The sequence below is a fragment of the Xanthomonas sp. AC360 genome (genome assembly GCF_979258225.1).
Genome location: NZ_OZ409846.1, coordinates 3,430,265 through 3,444,457 on the forward strand (window position 1 = coordinate 3,430,265; position 14,193 = coordinate 3,444,457).

Annotated in this window: 12 protein-coding genes, 1 tRNA gene, 1 other RNA gene and 1 pseudogene; 6 read left to right on the forward strand and 9 right to left on the reverse strand. The window is 62.2% G+C overall.

Annotated elements, in window-relative coordinates:
• Positions 1–3: 3 nt before the first annotated feature.
• A pseudogene (gene aroA, locus ACZZ0O_RS14760) lies at positions 4–1,314 on the forward strand (3-phosphoshikimate 1-carboxyvinyltransferase); the annotation flags it as partial.
• Here the strand turns inward: aroA and ACZZ0O_RS14765 are convergent.
• From ACZZ0O_RS14765 to ACZZ0O_RS14775, 3 genes are all read right to left on the reverse strand, one after another.
• Positions 1,311–1,386: non-coding RNA, sX9 sRNA (locus tag ACZZ0O_RS14765), on the reverse strand. The pseudogene aroA and the gene ACZZ0O_RS14765 overlap by 4 nt on opposite strands.
• Before the next feature lie 61 nt (positions 1,387–1,447).
• Positions 1,448–2,026 carry an energy transducer TonB gene (locus ACZZ0O_RS14770; RefSeq protein WP_463591133.1) on the reverse strand — a complete coding sequence of 193 codons (579 nt, stop codon included), beginning with the start codon at positions 2,024–2,026 and terminating at the stop codon, positions 1,448–1,450.
• Between the two features lie 245 nt (positions 2,027–2,271).
• A complete protein-coding gene (locus ACZZ0O_RS14775; RefSeq protein ID WP_055844576.1) occupies positions 2,272–2,937 on the reverse strand; it encodes an energy transducer TonB in 666 nt (221 codons plus the stop codon).
• 111 nt (positions 2,938–3,048) lie between these two features.
• Here ACZZ0O_RS14775 and serS point away from each other — a divergent pair, with 111 nt between their 5' ends.
• Positions 3,049–4,329 carry a serine--tRNA ligase gene (gene serS, locus ACZZ0O_RS14780; protein ID WP_463591134.1) on the forward strand — a complete coding sequence of 427 codons (1,281 nt, stop codon included), beginning with the start codon at positions 3,049–3,051 and terminating at the stop codon, positions 4,327–4,329.
• A gap of 451 nt (positions 4,330–4,780) precedes the next feature.
• Here the strand turns inward: serS and ACZZ0O_RS14785 are convergent, their stop codons facing one another.
• Entirely contained in the window at positions 4,781–5,359 is a 579-nt protein-coding gene (locus ACZZ0O_RS14785; RefSeq protein ID WP_323514030.1) for an FMN-dependent NADH-azoreductase, read from the reverse strand.
• A 100-nt stretch (positions 5,360–5,459) separates the two neighbouring features.
• Here ACZZ0O_RS14785 and ACZZ0O_RS14790 point away from each other — a divergent pair, with 100 nt between their 5' ends.
• From ACZZ0O_RS14790 to ACZZ0O_RS14805, 4 genes are all read left to right on the forward strand, one after another.
• Positions 5,460–6,479 carry a LysR family transcriptional regulator gene (locus tag ACZZ0O_RS14790; protein WP_115512009.1) on the forward strand — a complete coding sequence of 340 codons (1,020 nt, stop codon included), beginning with the start codon at positions 5,460–5,462 and terminating at the stop codon, positions 6,477–6,479.
• A 285-nt stretch (positions 6,480–6,764) separates the two neighbouring features.
• Positions 6,765–6,854, forward strand: a tRNA-Ser gene (locus ACZZ0O_RS14795).
• Between the two features lie 92 nt (positions 6,855–6,946).
• Complete coding sequence (locus tag ACZZ0O_RS14800) at positions 6,947–7,402, forward strand: DUF6538 domain-containing protein (protein ID WP_463591135.1); 456 nt, start codon at positions 6,947–6,949, stop codon at positions 7,400–7,402.
• Positions 7,326–7,487 carry a Na+/H+ antiporter NhaA gene (locus ACZZ0O_RS14805; protein ID WP_463592460.1) on the forward strand — a complete coding sequence of 54 codons (162 nt, stop codon included), beginning with the start codon at positions 7,326–7,328 and terminating at the stop codon, positions 7,485–7,487. Before ACZZ0O_RS14800 ends, ACZZ0O_RS14805 begins: the two co-directional genes overlap by 77 nt.
• A 76-nt stretch (positions 7,488–7,563) precedes the next feature.
• Here the strand turns inward: ACZZ0O_RS14805 and ACZZ0O_RS14810 are convergent, their stop codons facing one another.
• From ACZZ0O_RS14810 to bufB, 5 genes are all read right to left on the reverse strand, one after another.
• The gene (locus ACZZ0O_RS14810) at positions 7,564–9,540 is read right to left on the reverse strand and encodes a BCCT family transporter (protein ID WP_115553531.1); all 1,977 of its coding nucleotides are present in this window, start codon (positions 9,538–9,540) and stop codon (positions 7,564–7,566) included.
• 46 nt (positions 9,541–9,586) lie between these two features.
• The gene (locus ACZZ0O_RS14815; protein WP_463591136.1) at positions 9,587–10,687 is read right to left on the reverse strand and encodes a hypothetical protein; all 1,101 of its coding nucleotides are present in this window, start codon (positions 10,685–10,687) and stop codon (positions 9,587–9,589) included.
• Between the two features lie 324 nt (positions 10,688–11,011).
• Positions 11,012–12,286, reverse strand: a complete 1,275-nt coding sequence (locus tag ACZZ0O_RS14820) for a phophatidylserine decarboxylase associated domain-containing protein (protein WP_463591137.1) — start codon at positions 12,284–12,286, stop codon at positions 11,012–11,014.
• Between the two features lie 57 nt (positions 12,287–12,343).
• Complete coding sequence (locus ACZZ0O_RS14825; RefSeq protein WP_463591138.1) at positions 12,344–13,213, reverse strand: HvfC/BufC family peptide modification chaperone; 870 nt, start codon at positions 13,211–13,213, stop codon at positions 12,344–12,346.
• On the reverse strand, positions 13,206–14,174 hold the full coding sequence (bufB, locus tag ACZZ0O_RS14830; protein WP_463591139.1) for an MNIO family bufferin maturase: 969 nt from the start codon (positions 14,172–14,174) through the stop codon (positions 13,206–13,208). The genes ACZZ0O_RS14825 and bufB overlap by 8 nt, the downstream gene beginning before the upstream one ends.
• Positions 14,175–14,193: the final 19 nt, after the last annotated feature.

Sequence of the window (14,193 nt, forward strand, 5' to 3'; positions counted from 1 at the left end):
CGCATGAGCAGCAGCACGCAATACTGGATCGCGCAGCAGGGCCGCGCATTGCGCGGTACGTTGGCCATTCCCGGCGACAAGTCGGTGTCGCACCGTGCGGTGATGTTTGCCGCACTGGCCGATGGCATCTCGCAGATCGACGGGTTTCTCGAAGGCGAAGACACGCGCTCCACCGCAGCCATTTTCGCCACGCTGGGCGTGCGGATCGAAACGCCGTCGGCATCGCAGCGCATCGTGCATGGCGTCGGCGTGGACGGCTTGCAGCCGCCCACCGAGGCACTGGATTGCGGCAACGCCGGCACCGGGATGCGTCTGCTCGCCGGCCTGCTGGCCGCGCAGCGCTTCGACAGTGTGCTGGTTGGCGATGCGTCCTTGTCCAAGCGGCCGATGCGGCGCGTGACCGGCCCGTTGGCGCAGATGGGCGCGAAAATCGAGACGCAGGACGATGGCACGCCACCCTTGCACGTGCACGGCGGTCAGGCATTGCACGGCATCGACTTTGTGTCGCCGGTCGCCAGTGCGCAGGTCAAGTCGGCCGTGCTGCTGGCAGGCCTGTATGCGCAGGGCGAGACCTCGGTGACCGAGCCGCACCCCACACGCGACTACACCGAGCGCATGTTGTCTGCGTTTGGCGTGGAGATCGCGTTCTCGCCGGGCAAGGCGCGCTTGCGTGGCGGTCAGCGGCTGCGTGCGACCGACATCGCAGTACCGGCGGATTTTTCGTCGGCAGCATTTTTCATCGTGGCCGCCAGCATCATTCCCGATTCGGTGGTCGTGCTGCGCGCAGTGGGCTTGAACCCGCGTCGTACCGGGCTGCTGGCTGCGCTGCGCTTGATGGGCGCAGACATCACCGAGGAAAACCATGCCGAACACGGCGGCGAACCGGTGGCCGATCTGCACGTGCGCTATGCACCGTTACACGGTGCGCAGATCCCCGAAGCGCTGGTGCCGGACATGATCGACGAGTTCCCTGCCTTGTTCGTCGCCGCTGCGGCTGCAAACGGCAAGACCGTCGTTACCGGCGCGGCCGAACTGCGGGTCAAGGAATCGGATCGCCTGGCCGCCATGGCCACCGGCCTGCGCACGCTCGGCGTTCAGGTCGATGAGACCCCAGATGGCGCCACGATTCATGGCGGCGCGATTGGCAGTGGCGTGATCGAAAGCCATGGCGATCACCGCATTGCGATGGCGTTCGCCATTGCCGGCCAGCGTTCGACCGGCACCGTGCAGGTGAACGACATCGCCAACGTCGCCACCTCGTTCCCGGATTTCGACACCCTGGCGCAGGGAGCCGGTTTTGCGCTTAGCGCGGCAAACAAAACGTAGCGAGCAGTTGTCAGGTGGATGTGGACGGCGCGGAGGAACCGCAGTGGACGAACGGCACATGCCGCACCGAGCACCGGCCGCGCCCGTCTGGCGCTGAGCACCGTCGTTTTGTTCGCTGCTCTTAGCGCTCTGGGCTGAACTCGACCGGCACCTGCACGCTGCTGACCACCGCGTGGCCGTCGCGGGTGGCCGGTTCAAAGCGCCACTGGCGCAGGCTGTCGGTCACCGCTGCGTCCAGACGCGGGTCGTTGCTGCCACTGCGGTCGACGATGGTTACCGCGCGCACCTCACCCTGCATGTCGAGCTGCAGGCGGGCGGTTCGACTGCCCTGAATGCCGGCGCGTGCAATCGCTGCCGGGTAGCTGGGCATCGCGTTGCCCGGCAGCGGCTTCGCATCCACGCTACTGACCGCCGCGCGCACCGGCTGATGCGGAATCATGGTCATCGCGCGTGGGCCATCGGTGCTGGGCAGAATTTGCCGGCTGGTGACAGGCGCGGGGCGGGTATCGGTGGCGAACGATTCGTCGCCATGGCGGGCCCACCACCACGTAGGGATGACCACCAACAAGGCAATCAGCGTCGCCCACAGCCAGGGAGAGGCGCCGTCATGCTCCACGTCCTGCCCGCGTCCGGACGCTGCAGCGGTGCGGCGAGACAGCGACGGCGTGTGGTGTGAAGACGGATTCGAGATGAAGGACATGGCCGGCCTCCTGGCGCATCTTTGGGATGACGCAATCAGTCTGGTCGGCGCTGCCTGAGGCGCAGCTAAGGCGGGAGTCTGCCAGGCGGTCATCGCGCTGCAGGTGTTCAGCTTTGCGACGACGATAGCGCTGTTGCGCTGCCGCCGTTTGCGCAAGCAGTGCCATGCATTCCCTTACATCACAATCAATTGCATGTGCCTGCGGTTGCGTGCGCCTGGGTCGTCGTCCAGCGCGTTAGCCGCGCTTATTGCGCCGGCTTGAACTCGAAGGGGATATCCAGGTTGCCGGCCACCGGCTGGCCGTTTTGCTGCGCCGGGTGAAAGCGCCAATGGCGTACCGCCTCCATTGCCGCGCGGTCCAGATCGCGCGAGCCGCTGCGCTGGACCAGGGTCACACCGCCCGGATTGCCGGCCGCGTCCACATCCACACGCACCACTACATCGCCGGCATCTCCACGGCGCAGTGCTGCCGACGGATAGCGCGGCGGCGGCATCTGGCCCTGCATGGGGACCGGGCGGTTGCCGCCTGCCACAGGCGCGTTGGAGGGCGCTGCAGTGCCGGGCGCACCGGGCGCGGCGTTTTCCGGCAACGGAGCCGGCGCGGGTGGGGCCGGTGGCGCCGTTTCCACCAGAGTCGGCGTCTCTTCGGGCGGCTTGGCCTGCGGCATGTCGCTGGCGCCGTCCTGGGCGGGTAGCGGTGCCGGCAACGGTTGAATGGTGTCGTCTGCGGCCGGCGTGCCGGCCGTCGGCTGTGCCGGGGAGGCTTTGTAAAAGTCGTCCTTGCGGCCAGTTGCCCACACCAGCAGGAAAAGCAGCAGACCGGCGCCGAAGGCGATACCGGCAATTTTCAGGGTGTGGCGGGGCAGACGCAGGACGATCTGGCGATCGGACGCAGGGCGGGGCGCGGGCATAGGGCTCACCTGAAGGATCGCAGTAATTCTGGCATAGCCCCGGTGAATCGATCGCAGCAGATGGCGGAACAGGCGATAATCTTGTGCTTCCTACCGACACACAGACTTCCGATGCTAGATCCGGCCCTGCTTCGCCAACATCCCGCCGACCTTGCCGAGCGCCTGCGCAGCACGCGCAGTTTCTCCCTGGACACTGCGGAACTGGAGTCGCTGGAGAGCGAGCGCAAGCGGATTCAGGTGCGCACGCAGGAATTGCAGAGCATGCGCAATTCCAAGTCCAAGGCGATCGGGCAGGCCAAGGCCAAGGGCGAAGATGTCGCCGTGCTGATGGCTGAAGTGGCCGGTTTCGGCGATGAGCTCAAGGCCTCGGAAGACGCGCTGGACGAGATCCGCGCCAAGCTCGAAACCATCGCGCTCGGGCTGCCCAATCTGCCGGCCGACGATGTGCCGCTGGGCAAGGACGAGAGCGAAAACGTCGAGCAGTCGCGCTGGGGCACGCCGCGCAGTTTCGATTTCGCGGTCAAGGACCATGTGGAACTCGGCGCGCCGCACGGCTGGCTGGATGGCGAAACCGCCGCCAAGTTGTCGGGCGCCCGTTTCACCGTGCTACGCGGGCCGATCGCGCGCCTGCATCGCGCGCTGGCGCAGTTCATGCTCGATTTGCATGTCGGCACGCACGGCTACGAAGAAACCAATGTGCCGCTGCTGGTCAATGCCGAGTCGATGCGCGGCACTGGGCAGTTGCCAAAGTTCGAAGACGATTTGTTCCAGACCGAAGTGGGCGAATCGCGCCGCTATCTGATCCCGACCTCCGAAGTGCCGCTCACCAATATCGTTCGCGACGACATCGTCGATGCCGAGCGACTGCCACTGCGCATGACCGCCCATTCGATGTGCTTTCGTGCCGAAGCCGGCAGCGGCGGGCGCGATACACGCGGCATGATCCGCCAGCACCAGTTCGAGAAAGTGGAGTTGGTCACTGCCTGCGCGCCGGAAGACAGCGATGCCGAGCATCAGCGCATGACGCGCTGCGCTGAGGTGGTGCTGGAACAACTCGGCCTGCCGTACCGCAAGGTGCTGTTGTGCACCGGCGACATGGGATTTGCTGCGATCAAGACCTACGATCTGGAAGTCTGGCTGCCGTCGCAGGATACCTATCGCGAGATTTCGTCCTGCTCCAATTGCGGCGATTTCCAGGCCCGTCGCATGCAGGCGCGCTGGCGCAACCCGACCAGCGGCAAGCCGGAACTGCTGCATACGCTCAACGGCTCCGGCACCGCGGTCGGCCGCGCGATGATCGCGGTGATGGAGAACTACCAGAACGCCGACGGCTCGATCGACGTACCGCAGGTGCTACGCCCGTACATGGGCGGGCTGGAACGCATCGGCTGAAACGTCTGCATCGGGCTTGCAGCGCTCGGCGTCGGTCGAAGAACATGCGTCATGTGTCGCATGGTTTTGGCACCAGCGCTGCGCTCTCAGGCAGAGTTTGGTTGCTTGACCTTGCCGCGCGAGTAGCGCCTCATGTCGCCGCCGCAGGCAATACATAAGCACAAAAAACGGGACCAGCGATGGTCCCGTTTTTTTATGCAGGTGGCACTATCCCCACAAGCAGCCCGCACCGGCTAAGGCGCACAGCGCGCGGCGCGTGCAAGGGCACAATGCCAGCGTGGTGCACGAACACGCACGCCATCACCGCCCAGTAGCAGGATGACACTCAGCGCGACGTGCGGTGCTGGAAGATGCGTCACAACGACTCCGATGGTTTATCGGGAATCGGCTATTACCAATCCCGACTCCCCAATCCCCAATCCCCAATCCCAACCGCACAAAGCCTGCGTGCTTAGGCCACGGCTTCTGCCGGTTGCTGCAACTCGGCCAGCGCCTGCGCAAGCGCATTGCTGCGATGCTCTGGCGAATACGCCACGCCTTCGGCGCGGACGAAGGTGATGTCGTCGATGCCCAGAAAGCCGAACAACTGGCGCAGGTACGGCTCCTGAAAATCGTTGGTCGGGTCGGCATAGATGCCGCCGCGTGCGCTGGCGATGATGATGCGCTTGCCGCCGGCCAGACCTTCCGGCCCCGTTGCGGTGTAGCGGAACGTGCGCCCGGCAACCGCAATGCGGTCGATCCACGCCTTGAGCGTGGAGGGGATCGCGAAGTTGTACATCGGTGCGCCGATCACGATGACGTCGGCCTCCAGAAACTGCTGCATCGCCTGTTCGGCCGCCGCAGCCTCGGCTGGGTCGGCCTGTGCCAGCGACTGCCCGGTCAGGTGCGGAAGCGGCTCCAGGTCCAGATCGCGATAGGTCACCTGCAGCTGCGGGTGCAGCAGGCGCTGCTGGGCGACGGCGGCGGCACTGAGTTCACGGCTGATGGAGTTGGCGCCCAGGGCGCTGGAATCGAGATGGAGCAGCTTCATGGCGAAGACCTATTGCAAGCGGCAACGCCGCGGAGGTGCGCAGATTAGGTCGTTGCTCTGTTGGGATAAAGGTGGTTAAATATCACTTATCGTTCTATCCATGGATACCTGCGCCATGCACGACCTGAATGACCTGTACTACTTTGCGATGGTGGTGGACCACGGCGGCTTCGCTGCTGCCGAGCGTGCGCTGGGGATTCCCAAGTCGCGCCTGAGCCGCCGTATCAGCCAACTCGAAACCGACCTGGGCGTGCGCTTGCTGCAACGCTCTACGCGACGCTTCGCCGTCACTGACGTCGGTACCAGCGTGCACCGACATGCCCAGACCATGCTGGCCGAGGCCCAGGCCGCGCGCGAGGTGGTGGATCGTCTCAGTGCGGAGCCACGCGGTCTTGTACGTGTGAGCGTTCCTGTCTCGCTCGCGCAAATTCAATTGCCCAAGCTGCTACCCGAATTTCTGGCGAAGTACCCCAAGGTGCGGCTGCAGCTCAACATCAGCAACCGCCGCGTCGACGTCATCAACGAGGGCTACGACATCGCGCTACGCGTGCGTTCGCGCCTGGACGACGACGGCAGCCTGGTGATGCGCAGCTTTGGCCAGGTGCAGGAATTGCTGGTCGCCAGTCCCAAGTATCTGGACCGCGCCGGCCGCCCGAAAGACCCGAGCGAGCTGGCCAACCACACCACCATGAGCACCAGCGAAGACGAAGCGCATCAGCGCTGGGAACTGCACGGCCCCAACGGCGAAATGCGCCGCGTGGACCTGCAGCCGCGGCTGGCCGGTTTCGATTTCCCGCTGCTGCAATCGATGGCGCGCGACGGCTTCGGCATCACCATGCTGCCGGAAACCGTCTGCGCCGAAGCGGTGCGCAGCGGCGAACTGGAAGTGGTGCTGCCGCACTGGTCGCTGCCACAGGGCATCTGCCATGCCGTGTTCGCCTCGCGCCGCGGCCTGCTGCCGGCGGTACGGGTGTTCATCGACTTCCTGGCCGAACACCTGCCGCAGGAAATCGAACGCTCGCGCCTGGATTGCGGCGGCAATTGCGCCGAACTGGCCGAAAAGCTCAAGCGTGCAGCAGGCACTGCCAGCGCACCGCGCCTGGTGGCTGAAGCAGGCTGAGCGACGCACTGCTGATTGCGTCGGTGCCCCTCACTGGTGAGTCGGTACCTTTCGCTGCGTAGGGTTAGCCCACTGGTTGACGCGCCGCCCGGCAAGCCGGGCGCGTAAGGCTAGCGATGCCGCTTAGCAAAGCACGCCCGGGCATGCGAGAATGCGCGCCCGGGAGCGATCCCGGGATTGGCAGAACCGCACTCGATGACCGTGCGGCCCTGTCAGGCGCCACCCGCGCAATGCGGATCGCCCACGTGACAACCGATACTTTCGGCGATCACGCGCAGCAGCATCGGAGAGATGGCCGAGCGGTTTAAGGCACCGGTCTTGAAAACCGGCGAAGGGTCAAACCTTCCGTGGGTTCGAATCCCACTCTCTCCGCCAATATCCATCTAAGTCATTTATTTGGTTGAACTTATTGTGGATAGCTGAGTCTGCCAGCGAAATGTAGATCGGGAAACATCTCCCGAGTGCGCATGCCCCATCATCTTGTTCGCACCCTCGCCGGCAACTACGCTTTTCATCAGCGTGTGCCCAGCGATTTGCAGGTCATCATCGGCCGCAAGGTCATCAAACAAACACGTCGGACTGCGAACGTCGCCTCAGCCAGGTTGCGAGCGGTTGTCTTGGCATCAGACTACGCTCACGCGTATGACGTGTTGAGGGATCGACGGGTAGGTCGGTTTAGCGAGAAGGATCTGGAAGCGCTCGTTGATCACCTAAGCAGCGTGCAGGTCGGCGCCATCTCACGTCTTCCTCGGACGCAGGCGGCAGATGGCACGATCACCGAGCGCTGGCAGATCGACCGCGGAGACGACGTCCAGCGCATCGTGGCTGCAAATCTACGACGTGAGTTTGCTCTGCGGCATTGGCTTCAAGATGTGCTTTTTCATCAGCTCGCTCGCGTTCCCTTCGGATCCTGTGCTCGTTGAGAATGCCAAGGTCGGCATCTTGCCGGGATCGCTACTTCCTGCGTTGCTGGGAGCGGTCGTTTTGAGGTTTGCGCCCAGAACCTAGAGCAGGCTGCTTGGCTGGGTGCAAGGCATTTTGGCCGAAGTCCCGACCAACCGGTTTCGGTTGGCCGGGACATTGATCAGCGAACGTGATCCAGGAACTGGCGGTGGCGCTCGTATTGGTCGAGCACATCATGGATCACTTGCACTTTGGGCCAACCCATGACGTCGTAGTCCTGTCCGCCCTCGCGCAGGTAGACTTCAGCCCGATAGTGACGGGTGCCCTCGCTCACGGGGCGGCGTGGATCTTGCAGCGCGAAGGTGGGTGGTTCGTAAGGCTGAGGACGCACGGAGTAGAAGAAGTCCATTTCCTCGCCATGGCCTACGCGAAGCCAAGCGCGCCCATCTTCTCCCTCGGTGACTTCAACCGGAAGATCCTGCTTGCGCAGCTCCACTGCAACCTCTTGGAGTGCGGGCAGCACCTGATCTTTGATAAAGGCAACCACCTCCATCTTGACGGGGTTGTGCGCGAGCAGCTTGAGCCTGGCGCGCCAGTCTTCGCTGGTGCCTGGAAGCAATCGTGCATCACGAGAGATTGAGCGCTTCGTTGCGTCCAGATGCATGGCTTTGAGTAGTCCCCAACACATCAAGATCATGACGATCGTGAAGGGAAGGGCGCTAGCGATGGTCGCAGCTTGGAGTGATTCAAGGCCGCCTGCAATGAGCAGGGCAACGGCAATGCCGCCGACCAGAAGCGCCCAGAAAATGCGTTGCCAGACCGGCGATTCCTCCTCACCCTTGGAAGTCAGCATGTCGATCACCAACGCGCCGGAGTCAGCGGATGTGACAAAGAACAGCGCGACGAGCACAACGGCAAGCGAGGAGGTGAACATCGTCAGCGGGAGGTGGCGCAGGAACTCAAACAACGCCATCGAGCTGTCATCCGAAACCGCCTTCACGAGCTCTTGAACACCTTCGGAGCGAACCATAAACAAGGCGGAGTTGCCATAGATCGTCATCCAAAGAAACGTAAACCCGATCGGCACGAGCAAGACGCCAACCACAAATTCACGCACCGTGCGGCCTCGCGAAATACGGGCGATGAACATGCCAACGAAGGGCGACCACGCAATCCACCAGCCCCAATAGAACAAGGTCCAGCCGCCAAGCCAGCCGCTTGGCTCATAGGCATACAGGTTGAATGTCATTGAGAAAAGCTGAGAGGCATACATGCCGGTGTTCTGTACAAATGCCTGCATCAAGTGGACGGTGGGGCCGCAGACAAGCACGAATGCAAGCAGTGCGACGGCCATGATCATGTTGATCTCAGACAGGCGACGGACACCGCTGTCGAGCCCCGCGACCACAGACCCTGTTGCCACCAGGATGATGATGCCGATCAACGACACCTGCACGAGGGTGCTCACTTCCAGGCCGAACAGGTAATTCAGTCCGGAGTTGATCTGCATGACCCCGAGGCCAAGCGAGGTGGCTAGGCCAAAGATGGTGCCAAGGGCAGCAAACGTATCGACCGCGTGACCGATAGGTCCGTGGATGCGTTCTCCAATGAGCGGGTAGAGAGCCGATCGCACCCGCAGGGGCAGGTTGTGGCGATAGGCAAAGTAGGCCAGCGCCAATGCAACAACCGCGTAGATGGCCCAGGCGTGCACGCCCCAATGGAAGAAGGTGATACGCATCGCCTGACGAGCCGCCTCGGCAGACTCGGGCGTGCCTGTCGGCGGAGTGGCGTAGTGCATGATCGGCTCAGCCACGCCGAAGAACATCAGGCCAATGCCCATGCCTGCGGCAAAGAGCATGGCAAACCACGAGGCATAGCTGTAATCAGGGCGGCTGTGGTCTGGGCCGAGCTTGATCCGCCCGTAGCCACTGATTGCGACACCGACCACAAAGACCAGGAAGCCCGCGACCGATAGGATGGTGAACCAGCCTGCGTCGTTGGCGGTCCAGTTTTTGGCTGCTGTGAACCAAGTCGTTGCTTTTTCTGGAACGAAGATGGATAGCGCCAACAGTAAAAGCACGATGGCCGCAGTAGGAATGAACACCTGCGGCAAGATGCGCTGGCGAACAGGAGTGGATGGCGGAGCTGAGCTCTGCATAAGTTCCTCCGGTTGATGATCGTTGAAGCGAAAATGCGGCTTGCGCTTAGAAATAGAACCCGATGTTGAGGTTCAGCCGGCTATGCCAGCGGGATGGACCACCGTCGTTGATTCCGATGCCGTCGCCGCCTGCAAACCACATGTTCTTGCCGGCAATCCAGTCCACATAGGTCAACATGATCCCCTTTTGTAGGCTGCATCCGGTGACGTTTTGCCATGACTCCCTCACGCCCTGACTGCGCCCGGCTGGGAGGGTCATGCTGAGGTTGTTGTAGCAGGTGATGTCATCAAGCCAATGCTTTTCGCCGAAGGAGTAAGCCACGTTGACACTGGGCACATCGGCTTCTGACGCAATCTCGAACGGGGCAAGGAACGCTGACATCGCAATTCGTTCGCCCGGCACGCTGTAACGGTAGCGAGCCCATTGCAGCTGAGTCGTCCAGCCATCCCGTTTCCACTGGGCATGCAGCGCCGCACCCTGGTGACCATAGTGACGGCGGGTGGTGGTGTTCTGAACCTGACCGCTGAATGCAGATGCCCCGAGCAGCAGCTCACCGGCATTCAAGAAGCTCGTATGTTCGTATCGGAGATGAGCACGCTCCCGTTCCTTGTAGGGCAAATCAGCGGTCTGTGCCACATCAAAGGAGTAGCGGTCGTAGCGAGATCCGCTTCCGTATTCATCCCCTGAGAACCAGCCGGCTATCCAGTGATGGTCGCCACTTTTATGGCTAAACGTCACACCTGGATCGTAATCGTCTTCAATGCCAAGGTAGTAGCCTGAGCCAAACCAAAAGCTCTGAGAGACAGTAGGCAAGAGTCCGAAAGGGACCTGCTGGATGCCTGCTTTAAGCTGCATTGCGTCGTTGAAATTCCATCCGGCATAGGCATGGTGGACGGCATCGAAACCGTCATACCAACGATACTGGGCCGAGAAGAACAGGGGTCCAGCTCCGGCTTTGACATCTGCGCGGAGCAGTTCAAGTTGCAAGCGGCTTGTGGGGCCGTAGTCCAGCCAGCCATAGTTGAACCGGACGGCGCCGCCCACATCGACAAACGGTTCAACCTGAGTGTTGGGTGCTTCTTGAGCATGGATTGTGTCTGTGGCCGTTGCGGCACCACAGAAGAGAATCAGGGGGAATACCTTCACGATAGTGTCTTGTGGCCTCCATATTGCGAATGAAAGCGTCCAAGTCTAGCGCGTTAGCATGGGCCACCCAAGCAAGGGGAACCTTCCGCAAGGTCTGCGGAGCGTGATTAAGCCGCAACTGGGACGCATTGAGGCGGTATAGACCCATGATGTCCGTGCAAACGACGGAAGGGCGCGGCGTGCGACTGTCGGAAGCAGTGAGACGTTGCCTGTGCGGCCAATTGAATGAGAAGAATGTGCCTAAACGAGCGCGGTTTTACGACCGCGACGGAAAACGGAATACGGTTGCCTGAGGGGGTGTCGGCATGCACTGGGCTCTTAAACTCACCGTCTGCCAGGCGTGTTCAATTTTGCAAGCTGCGCGTTGACCTCAATGGTTTGACCACTTTGCAGAGTGCCGAAATCCAGCTGCACATCTTTCTCGAACACTAAGCACAGCGTGGAGCCGCCGTAGTTGAAATAGCCAAGCTCATCGCCTTTGCTGACGTGCTGGCCATTAGCCGCGGTCTGTGTCAGCGAAGAAATTTCCGTGATGCCGATCGGCATCACGAATACGGTGCCAAGGCGCGCATCGTCGGCAGCGATGGAGACGACGCCGCGGTTGTTGACCGCCGCTCCATACACCTGCGATGTCACGCCTGCATCGGGATCGAAGCTGTTGTCTTCGTTCTCGCTGAAAAGCAGTCCGTCGACATCCTCATAGGTGACCACGCCGTCCACGGGCGCGTGCCAGCGGTGATAGTCCGCGCCGCTCAGGAAGATTTGCACCACCGTGCCTCCCACAAAACGCTGCAACACGTCTTGGCCTGGATTGGCGAGCATGTCTTGCAGCGAGTAGTTCTGCTCCTTGATCCAGAACACCGCGCTTTGCTGCACATTAGTGGCGATGCGATAGACCGTGCCATCGTTGGGTGAAGTGATGATGTTGGCATCGCCTTCTCCTGCAAGTGGGCGGCAGCTGGCCTGAATTTCGCGATGAAAGAAGGCGTTGTAGGACTGGAAGCCACCGTGTTCGGCGTCCCAGTCAATAACAAAGTCGGCGAGTTTGAATTCGTGGATGGCGGCGGTGCCTAGCCAGCCTTTGTTGGCGTCCCGGTTCAGCACCCAGCAGCTGGCCGGGCTGTCGAGATAGTTGGACCATGTTTTCAAAATGGCCCTGAGCGCCTCATTGAACGCATCGAGGCGGAAGAGGGCCTTGCCCGCCGGCGTTGCCATCATGTCGACAAACAGCGCAGACATCGGGAACAGCACCCGAGCGTTCTTGTCGACGTTGTATTCGGGCGCCGTGGTGCAGATGACATCGAGCTGGGCCAGCATGTCCTGGATGGAGGCAATGTTCTTTGTAAAAGCACTGGTTTGGTCGATGGCCTCGGTGACATACATGCGCACGATGCCGTTGGTATCGATCAGGTTGGCTAGATCCTGCACCGCCTGGTTGGCGTAGCCAGGCCCCTGCGCGTTGCTCAACGTTGCGGCTTTCTCCCGAATGGCGGCATGCCATGTGGCCAGCCCACTGCGATCCTGCGGAAGATATCCGGCCATCGCGCCAAAACTGCGTCGGTAGTGCGCGTCCAACACTGGTGTGGTGATGTCAGTCACGGTGGTGATCCTGGTCGGTTGGTGGGCGTGCGTGCGTTTCTGTGGAGGCGCGGGTGGCTATGGAGACGCCAGTAAGGCCATGCTTGATGCCTGGGCGGTGGGTAGCCACAAGGCGAGGAGCGCCTGCAGCTCGCCTGCTGCTATTCCGGTGCGACGTGCTGCCGCCTGCGCGCATGAGAGAAGCGTGCGTGGTCGACGCGCGGCGTGGCGCAAGGCGAAGAATTGCCAGTCGGCCAACGGCTCAATCCCCACCCGGTAGCGGTGTCGCCGAACTACCAGGAACGTCCGGCCAGCAGTCGGGGGCTCACTCGGGCTTGCGCCCGACAGCCAGTCGCGAAAACTCTCCGAGGTGTGCGACACGATGGACAACCTGGTGGTTGCGGGAAGGTGTACGACGCAGGGCCAGCCAAGCGCCAGCGCGGCTGCATCCATTCGTGGATCGATGACTGCCTCTTCCAGGCCCTGCGCGCGACTGGCCTCGGACAGTACGCGCTCGACCCACGCCAGCTCGAGAGGGAAGCGCTGGCGGTGTTGTCCAACGCGAGCCCGTTGCGAAATGCGGAGAAAGCGGGGGAAGCGTGCGCCCAGCGCATGCAAGGTGGGCGACCTTGACGGATGCTCACTCAGATACGCACGGGCAAAGAATGCAAACAGGTCCGGGCCGAGCAGGCGTGACAGTGCTGGATACTCGGCCTGCAGGCATTCGATCAGCCTGAGCCAATACCCGTTGGCATAAATCGCCAGGCGCGCGTGTGGGTCGACACCAGCGGGCGAGGCAACGAGTGTGTGGATATCCAGGCCCTGACCGGCGTGCGCAGCCCTGAGGCCTTCTCTTAGCCCCGCTGGATGCGTGGTTGCCGTCAGCATCCAGCGCTGCACGTCGCCAAGTGGTGTCTCGACGGGAGCGCCTGTTGAGGAGCTAAACATCCAGAGGTTCCGCCTGCGGATGGTGGAGCGGCGTGGAAAGCGCATGCTCTGCCACGACGAGAGGCGACGTGGCAGGCATGTTGCCCGCCATCACTTGGCGCGCCTTGTTCAATTCGTCCAGGAGGTCGGCGTAGTCAGGGAGATTGGCATCCCATTCCAGCAACGTCGACACGCCACCGGTCAATTGTTGCGCCAGTGCATACAACTCCCAGACGCGGCCAGGCACGGGTTGGTCATGCGTGTCGACCAAGCAATCGCCATATTGGGTCGGCCCTGCCAGATGGAGCTGCACCACTTGCCGATGCGGCAAGGCGCGCAGATACACTTCGGGGTCGAAACGGTGGTTGTGAGCACTCACATAGACGTTGTTGACGTCCAGCAAGATGCCGCAGCCGGTGCTTTCGGCCAGCCGCGCCAGGAATTCCCACTCCGGCATGGTCGATGTCTGAAACTGGAGGTAGCTCGACGGGTTTTCCAGCACCAGCGCTCTGCCCAGCACGTCCTGCACGCGCAGGACGCGATCGCGTACGTGAGCGAGCGACTCTGCATTGAAGGGCAGGGGGAGGAGGTCGTGCGAGTTGTGCGAACCGAGTCCGGTCCAGCACAGATGATCGGACACCCAGACGGCGTTGATGTCTTCCGCCAACCGTTTGAGCTTGTGCAGGTAAGCGGTGTCGGGCGGTGTGTCCGAGCCGATCGACAAGCTGACGCCATGCATGACGATGGGGGTCTCGGCCGCCAGCTTGCTCAACATGGCGCGCTGGTAGCCGGCGTCATCGAGATAGTTCTCGGAAATGATTTCGAACCAATCCACCCGCGCTCCCCCGGCCAGGATGGCCGGGAGATGCTGCGGACGGAGCCCGACACCGAATCCAAGGTTGGGCAGCCCCAAGCGTGGCAGCGGAGCACCTTCTTCCGCTGCGTCGTGGGCATCTCGTGCTTGGGTAAGGCCTGAGTGCATCACCTTGGCAGCCCGTCAG

Excerpts from the sequence above, each read along its gene's own strand:
- serS (WP_463591134.1), top strand. The coding sequence starts at position 3,049 with ATGCTAGATCCGGCCCTGCTTCGCCAACATCCCGCCGACCTTGCCGAG.
- ACZZ0O_RS14800 (WP_463591135.1), top strand. The coding sequence starts at position 6,947 with ATGCCCCATCATCTTGTTCGCACCCTCGCCGGCAACTACGCTTTTCAT.
- ACZZ0O_RS14810 (WP_115553531.1), bottom strand. The coding sequence starts at position 9,540 with ATGCAGAGCTCAGCTCCGCCATCCACTCCTGTTCGCCAGCGCATCTTG.
- ACZZ0O_RS14775 (WP_055844576.1), bottom strand. The coding sequence starts at position 2,937 with ATGCCCGCGCCCCGCCCTGCGTCCGATCGCCAGATCGTCCTGCGTCTG.
- ACZZ0O_RS14770 (WP_463591133.1), bottom strand. The coding sequence starts at position 2,026 with ATGTCCTTCATCTCGAATCCGTCTTCACACCACACGCCGTCGCTGTCT.
- bufB (WP_463591139.1), bottom strand. The coding sequence starts at position 14,174 with ATGCACTCAGGCCTTACCCAAGCACGAGATGCCCACGACGCAGCGGAA.
- ACZZ0O_RS14785 (WP_323514030.1), bottom strand. The coding sequence starts at position 5,359 with ATGAAGCTGCTCCATCTCGATTCCAGCGCCCTGGGCGCCAACTCCATC.
- ACZZ0O_RS14790 (WP_115512009.1), top strand. The coding sequence starts at position 5,460 with ATGGATACCTGCGCCATGCACGACCTGAATGACCTGTACTACTTTGCG.
- ACZZ0O_RS14825 (WP_463591138.1), bottom strand. The coding sequence starts at position 13,213 with ATGTTTAGCTCCTCAACAGGCGCTCCCGTCGAGACACCACTTGGCGAC.